Source organism: Streptomyces sp. DSM 15324 (assembly GCF_001514285.1).
Lineage (GTDB): Bacteria > Actinomycetota > Actinomycetes > Streptomycetales > Streptomycetaceae > Streptomyces.
This window is the reverse complement of sequence record NZ_KQ949046.1, coordinates 1-7,570: the sequence shown is the minus strand read 5'-3', so window position 1 is coordinate 7,570 and position 7,570 is coordinate 1. Positions and strand designations below refer to the sequence as shown.

Genomic DNA, 7,570 nt, shown 5'->3' with positions numbered 1-7,570 from the left:
TTGTGTCGTCCCTGACCCCCGAGCGGCTCGACACGGTGCTGCGGCCGAAGCTCGACGGTGCCTGGAACCTGCACGAACTGACCCGGGACCTGGGCCTGACGGCCTTCGTGCTGTTCTCCTCCGCCTCCTCCGCCTTCGGCAGCCTCGGCCAGGCCAACTACGCGGCGGCCAACGCCTTCCTGGACGCCCTGGCGACGGTTCGGCGGGCCCAGGGCCTGCCGGGCGTGTCCCTGGGCTGGGGATTCTGGGAGCAGGTCACCGGCCTGACCGGCGGACTCACCCCGACGGACGTCCGCCGCCTGACCCGCGCCGGCATGAGCCCCCTGCCCACCGCCCAGGCCCTCCAACTCCTCGACACCGCCCAGCGGTCGGCCGCCCCGGCCCTGCTGCCCATCCGGTTCGACCGCGCCAGGCTGAACCGCCCGGCCGATCCGGACGCCGTGCCCGTGATGATGCGCGACCTGGTCCGCGTCCCCGCCCGGCGCGCCGCAGCCGCCGGAACCGGACCGGCGGAGAGCGAATCCACGCTGAAGCGGCGACTGGCCGGGCTTCACGAGTCCGAACGCGGGCGCGTCCTCCTGGAGTTGGTACGCACCCAGGCAGCGGCGATCCTCGGCCACACCACGATGTCCGCCATCGAACCCGGGCGCGGATTCGTGGATCTCGGATTCGACTCACTCATGGCGGTTGAGTTCCGCAACCGCCTCACCGCGGCGACCGGCCTGCGCCTGCCCGTCACCCTCATCTTCGACTATCCGAGCCCCGAAGCCCTCGCGGCCCACCTCCGCGCCGAGCTCCCGCTCCCCGCGGACGGCCCTGCGGCACAGTCGCCGGCCACCGTCTCCGCGGAGCTCGACCGGTGGGAGAAGACCCTCGAATCCCTCGCCACGGACGAATTCAAGCGCATGGAAATCGCGGTGCGCATGAAGTCGTTCCTCTCGAGACTGGGCGACGCCACCGGGACGCACTCGCCGCAGGACATGGATGACGACGACTTCGAATCGGCCACCGACGACGAACTGTTCAGCGCCCTCGAAAACGAGCTGAGGAAATCCTGAACGAACGAAAGAACGACCGGATGAACTGACTGGCCGTTTTCACCAGCATGACTTTTACGGGGAGCTGATGCCGCATGTCCACCGAGGGCCGTAATTCCACCGAGGAAAAACTCCGTTCCTACCTCAAACTGGCGACCGCTGACCTTCGCCAGGCCCGCCGTCGCCTGGAGGAACTGGAGGCCAAGGACCGCGAACCCATCGCGATCGTCGGCATGGGCTGCCGCTACCCCGGCGGCATCACCGCCCCCGGACACCTCTGGGACCTGGTCGCCGCCGGCGCCGACGCGGTCACCGGCTTCCCGGCCGACCGTGGCTGGGACGTGGACGCCCTGTACGACCCGGACCCGGACCGCAAGGGCAAGAGCTACGTCCGTGAGGGCGGTTTCCTGCACGACGCGGCCGACTTCGACCCGGAGTTCTTCGGCATGTCACCGCGCGAGGCACTCGCCACCGACCCACAGCAGCGGCTGCTCCTGGAGACCTCCTGGGAGGCACTGGAGCGCGGGGGCATCGACCCGAAGTCCCTGCGCGGCAGCCGGACGGGCGTCTTCGCGGGGGTCATGTACAACGACTACGCGGCCCGCATGCACAAGGCACCCGACGGCTTCGAGGGCCAGGTCGGCAACGGCAGCGCCGGAAGTGTCGCCTCCGGGCGCATCTCCTACACCCTCGGTCTGGAGGGCCCGGCGGTGACGGTGGACACGGCGTGCTCGTCCTCGCTGGTCGCCCTGCACCTGGCGGTGCAGGCCCTGCGGTCGGGCGAGTGCACCCTGGCCCTGGCCGGCGGCGTCGCTGTCATGGCCTCCCCGACCATCTTCGTGGAGTTCAGCCGGCAGCGGGGCCTGTCCCCGGACGGCCGCTGCAAGTCGTTCTCCGACGACGCCGACGGCACGGGCTGGGCCGAGGGCGTGGGCATGCTGGTCCTGGAGCGGCTGTCGGACGCGCGGCGCAACGGTCACAAGGTGCTGGCGGTGGTGCGTGGGTCGGCTGTCAATCAGGACGGCGCCAGCAGCGGGCTCACCGTTCCCAACGGGCCGTCTCAGCAGCGGGTGATCCGGGCGGCGCTCGCGAATGCGCGGCTTTCGGCGTCGGAGGTGGACGCGGTCGAGGCGCACGGGACGGGGACGACGCTCGGGGATCCGATCGAGGCGCAGGCGCTGATCGCGACGTACGGGCGGGACCGGGAGCGGCCGTTGTGGCTGGGGTCGTTGAAGTCGAACATCGGGCACACCCAGGCGGCCGCGGGTGTCGGCGGTGTGATCAAGATGGTTGAGGCGATGCGGCATGGTGTGCTGCCGCGGACGCTGCATGTGGGTGTGCCGTCGTCGAAGGTGGACTGGTCGGCGGGGGCGGTGGAGCTGCTGACGGAGGCGCGGGAGTGGCCGCAGACGGAGGGGCGTCCGCGTCGGGCGGGTGTCTCGTCCTTCGGCGTGAGCGGCACGAATGCGCATGTGATTGTGGAGCAGGCGCCGGAGATCGAGCGGTCGGCTGTGGTGGAGCCGGTGGCGGTGCCGTGGGTGCTGTCGGCGCGTAGTGCGGGGGCGCTGCGGGAGCAGGCCGGGAGGCTGCTCGCTCGCCTGGGGGAGGAGCCGGAGTTCTCTCCGGTGAATGTGGGTTTCACGCTGGCGGGCCGGGCGCGGTTTGAGCACCGCGCGGTTGTGGTCGGCCGTGACCGGGACGAACTCCTCGCTGGCCTGGGTGACTTGAATCCCGGGACGGGTTCTGGTGGCCGGGTGGTGTTCGTGTTCCCGGGTCAGGGTGCGCAGTGGGCCGGGATGGGTGTGGAGTTGCTGGACTCCGCTCCGGTGTTCGCCGAGCGGTTCGCCGAGTGTGCCCAGGCGTTGGCTGAGTTCGTGGACTGGGACGTGGAGGCGGTTCTTCGCGGTGCCTCGGGTGCGTCGTCGCTGGAGCGCGTGGACGTGGTGCAGCCGCTGTCGTGGGCGGTGATGGTGTCGCTGGCTGCGCTGTGGCGTTCCTATGGCGTTGAACCCGCCGCGGTGGTGGGGCATTCGCAGGGTGAGATCGCTGCCGCGTGCGTCGCTGGTGGGCTGACCCTCAGGGATGGTGCCCGGGTGGTGGCCTTGCGGTCGAAGGCGATCGCGGCGGGCCTGGCCGGTGACGGCGGCATGGTCTCCCTGGCGCTCGGCGCCGAGCAGGCTGCCGGGCGGATCGCCGCCTGGGAGGGTCGTATCGAGATCGCGGCGCTCAACGGCCCGGCCTCGGTCGTCGTCGCGGGCGAGCCCGCCGCCCTGGACGAGCTGATCGCCGCCTGCGAGGCCGACGAGGTCCGTGCTCGTCGTATCCCGGTGGATTACGCCTCCCACACATCCCACGTGGAGCGGATCGAGAAGGACCTCGCCAAGGTCCTGGCCGAGGTACGCCCGCAGACCTCCACGGTGCCGTTCTTCTCCACGGTCGAGGCCGACTGGCTCGACACCCAGGCCCTGGATGGCGGGTACTGGTATCGCAACCTGCGCCGCACGGTGGGCTTCCAGGCTGCGGTCGAGGCGCTGGCAGAAGCCGGTTTCGAGGCGTTTGTCGAGGTCAGCCCGCATCCGGTGCTGGCGATGAACATCGAGGGCATCGTGGAGTCGGCGGCTGTAACCGGCAGTCTGCGCCGCGGCGACGGCGGCCTGGACCGCTTCCTGGCCTCCCTCGGTGAGCTGTGGGTCCATGGCGTGGAAGTGGACTGGTCTCAGGCGTTCGCCGGCACGGGTGCGTGCCACGTCGACCTGCCGACGTATGCCTTCCAGCGCCGCCGCTACTGGCTCGACGCGCCTGTCGCCGAGGCCGTCACCGCCGCTGATCCGGCCGATGCGCGGTTCTGGGAGGTCGTGGAGGGCGGGGACCTGGAGTCGCTGGCGTCGGTCCTTGGTGTGTCGCCGGACGAGCCGTTGAAGGCGGCGTTGCCGGTGTTGTCGTCGTGGCGGCGGGAGCGGCGTGACGAGGCCCGGTTGGAGGGCTGGCAGTACCGGGTCGCGTGGCGGCCGGTGCCCGCGAAGGCCGAGGCGCTGTCCGGCACCTGGCTGGTCGTGGTGCCCTTGGCCCTGGCCGAGGAGGAGTGGACGTCTGCGCTGGTCCGGGCCCTCGAGACGAAGGGGGCGCAGGTGCTGCGGCTCCCGGTCGAGCCGGGGGCGGATCGTGCTGGGTTGGCTGATGCGCTGCGGGGTGTGGCGGCTGTGGCCGGGGTGTTGTCGTTGCTGGCGTTGGACGAGTCGGCGCATGCGGTGGGCGGTGGGGTTTCGGCCGGTCTGGCGGGGACTCTTCAGTTGGTGCAGGCGCTGGGGGATGTGGGGGTGGGGGCGCCGGTGTGGTGTGTGACCCGGGGTGCCGTCGGTGTCGGTGGTGCGGATCGGGTGGCGAGTCCGGTGCAGGCGGGGGTGTGGGGCTTTGGCCGGGTGGCTGCCCTGGAGTATCCGGAGCGTTGGGGTGGGCTGGTGGATCTGCCCGCTTCGGTCGACGGCCGGGTTGTGGACGGTTTGGCGGCGGTGCTGGCGGGCGCCTCTGGTGAGGATCAGGTCGCGGTGCGTTCGGTGGGGGTGTTCGGGCGTCGGCTGGTGCGTGCTGGTGGTGCTGGTGGTGCTGGTGGTGCTGGTGTTGGGGAGTGGAGTCCGCGGGGGACGGTTCTGGTGACTGGTGGCACGGGTGCTCTGGGTGGGCATGTGGGGCGTTGGCTGGCGGGGCGGGGGGTGGAGCATCTGGTGCTGGTCTCGCGTCGGGGTGAGCGGGCGCCGGGGGCCGATGTGCTGCGTGGCGAGCTGGAGGGGGCTGGTGTCGGTGTGACGGTGGCCGCGTGTGATGTGGCCGATCGTGAGCAGGTCCGGGCGCTGCTGGATTCCCTGGCGGCGGCGTCGATTCCCGCGTTGACGGGTGTCGTGCACGCCGCGGGTGTGCTGGACGACGGTGTGATCGAGACGCTGTCGGCGCAGCGGCTGGCGGGCGTGCTCCAGTCGAAGGCGGAGGCCGCCTGGCATCTGCACGAGCTGACCCGGGATCTGGGGCTGGAGGTGTTCGTGCTGTTCTCGTCGCTGGCGGGGACGGTGGGTGGTGCCGGTCAGGCGAACTACGCGGCGGCGAATGCCTGTCTGGACGGGCTGGCGGCTGTGCGCCGGGCTCAGGGGCTGTCGGCGACGTCGGTGGCGTGGGGCCGTTGGGCCGGTGACGGTCTGGCTGCGGGTGGGGCCAGGCAGTCGTGGGCGGACCGTGGCGGGGTCGCGCCGATGGGGCCGGGTGATGCGCTGAAGGCGCTGGAGTCGGTGCTGGGCCGGGGCGAGGAGCAGATCGTCGTCGCGGACGTCGACTGGGAACGCTTCGCACCGTCCTTCACCACCGTGCGTGACTCGCCGCTCATCGCGGAGATCGCCGAGGCGCGTCGGGCGCTGGGGGCGGTTGCCGACGTCGGTGCCGGCCCGGTCGGCGATCCTGCCGAGTTGCTGCGCGCCGAGCTCGGCGGTCTCTCCCCGGTCGAGCGGACCCGCGCGCTGCTGGACCTCGTACGCACCCATGTGGCCAGGGTGCTGGCGTTCCCGGACGCGGAGGCCGTGGCCGCCGACCGGGCGTTCAAGGAACTGGGCTTCGACTCGCTCACCGCCGTCGAACTACGGAACAGGCTGAAGGCCGCGACCGGCCTGACGCTGCCGGCGACGCTCGTCTTCGACCACCCGACCTCCACCGCCCTCGCCGGGTACCTCCGATCGCTCCTCCTCGCGGACGGGGACGAGGAAGCGGAGACCCGGACGGAGGACGAGAAGGTCCGCAAGGCCCTGGCGTCCATTCCCCTGGCGCGTATCAGGGACGCGGGTCTCATGGACATTCTGTTGCGATTGGCGGACGTCGATGACGCCGTCGCATTCACCATGGACGAAGGCGAGATCGAGCCCGCCGACGAGGATTCGATCGATTCCATGGACGCAGAGAGCCTGCTCCGCATCGCATTCGAAGGCAGTGATTCCTGACTGATGCGAATCGGCCGAGTCTCCCTGAATTCCTCGAACCTGCGGAGTTTGCCATGAGTAGTACTTCTCCTGAGAAGATCCTCGAAGCCCTGCGCACCTCGCTCAAGGAAACCGAGCGCCTCCGCAAGGAGAACCGCCGGATGGCGGCGGCGTCACGTGAGCCGATCGCCATCGTCGGCATGGGCTGCCGTTTCCCGGGCGGGGTCGGTTCTCCCGAGGACCTGTGGTCGTTGCTTGCCTCGGGGACCGACGCGGTGTCCGCGTTCCCGGCCGACCGGGGCTGGGCCGAGGATCTGTACGACCCGGACCACACGCGGCACGGCCGCAGTTACGTCCGTGAGGGTGCCTTCCTCGACAGCGCCGCCGAGTTCGACGCCGGTTTCTTCGGGATCTCCCCGCGCGAGGCCCTGGCCATGGATCCACAGCACCGCCTGCTGCTGGAGACGGCCTGGGAGACCTTGGAACACGCCGGCATCGACCCGCTGTCGCTCAAGGGCAGCCGCACTGGTGTCTTCGCCGGCACCAACGGCAACGATTACGGCGCTCTGCTGCGGGAGATGCCCGAGGCCGTCGAGGGCTACCTGGGCATGGGCAAGTCCGGCGCCGTGCTCTCGGGCAGGGTGTCGTACTTCCTCGGCCTGGAAGGCCCGGCGGTGACCGTCGACACGGCGTGCTCGTCGTCGCTGGTGACCCTGCATCTGGCGGTCCAGGCGCTGCGCAACGACGAGTGCTCCCTCGCCCTCGCCGGCGGTGTGAGCCTGATGACCACTCCCGGCGCGTTCGTGGAGTTCAGCCGTCAGGGCGCCCTGTCGCCGGACGGTCGCTGCAAGGCGTTCTCCGACTCCGCCGACGGTACGGCGTGGGGTGAGGGCGTGGGCGTGCTGCTGCTGGAGCGGCTTTCGGACGCGCGGCGCAACGGGCATCCGGTGCTGGCGGTCGTGCGCGGTTCGGCCGTCAACCAGGACGGCGCCAGCAACGGCCTCACCGCCCCCAACGGCCCCTCCCAGCAGCGCGTGATCCGCGCCGCCCTTGCCGGCGCGCGCCTCTCCGCGTCGGACGTCGACGCCGTGGAGGCCCACGGCACGGGCACCACCCTTGGTGACCCGATCGAGGCCCAGGCCCTGCTCGCCACCTACGGCCAGGATCGGGAACATCCCTTGTGGCTCGGCTCGGTGAAGTCCAACATCGGCCACACCGCTGCCGCCGCCGGTGTCGCCGGCGTCATCAAGATGGTCCTGTCCATGCGGCATGGCATGCTGCCGCGCACCCTGCACGTCACCGAGCCGACGCGCGAGGTGGACTGGTCGGCGGGCGCGGTGGAGCTGCTGACGGAGGCTCGCGAGTGGCGGGCGGTGGAGGGGCGTCCGCGTCGGGCGGGCATCTCTTCCTTTGGTGTGAGTGGCACGAATGCGCATGTGATTGTGGAGGAGGCTCCGGAGGTTTCGGGGCTGGTGGTCGAGGGTGTGGTGGGGGTGCCTTCGGTGGTGCCGTGGGTGGTGTCGGGGCGTGGGGAGGGGGCGTTGCGGGCGCAGGGTGAGCGGTTGTTGTCCCGTGTGG

At 70.9% G+C, this 7,570-nt stretch carries 3 protein-coding genes; all 3 read left to right on the top strand.

The features are described 5' to 3' along the window. The coding region (locus AQJ58_RS39575) for a beta-ketoacyl reductase (protein ID WP_107122279.1) at positions 1-1,058 on the top strand (1,058 nt) is incomplete at its 5' end. A 74-nt stretch (positions 1,059-1,132) separates the two neighbouring features. Beyond that, positions 1,133-6,013 (top strand): type I polyketide synthase, encoded by a 4,881-nt coding sequence (locus AQJ58_RS39570; RefSeq protein WP_067259421.1) that lies wholly within the window; start codon positions 1,133-1,135, stop codon positions 6,011-6,013. Continuing rightward, positions 6,010-7,570, top strand: a 1,561-nt coding sequence (locus tag AQJ58_RS39565) for a type I polyketide synthase (RefSeq protein ID WP_420712212.1), incomplete at its 3' end; no start/stop codon positions are given. The genes AQJ58_RS39570 and AQJ58_RS39565, both read left to right, overlap by 4 nt.

What these genes read in the sequence shown, in the direction of transcription:
- AQJ58_RS39570 (WP_067259421.1), top strand. Translation starts at nt 1,133, where the DNA reads ATGTCCACCGAGGGCCGTAATTCCACCGAGGAAAAACTCCGTTCCTAC.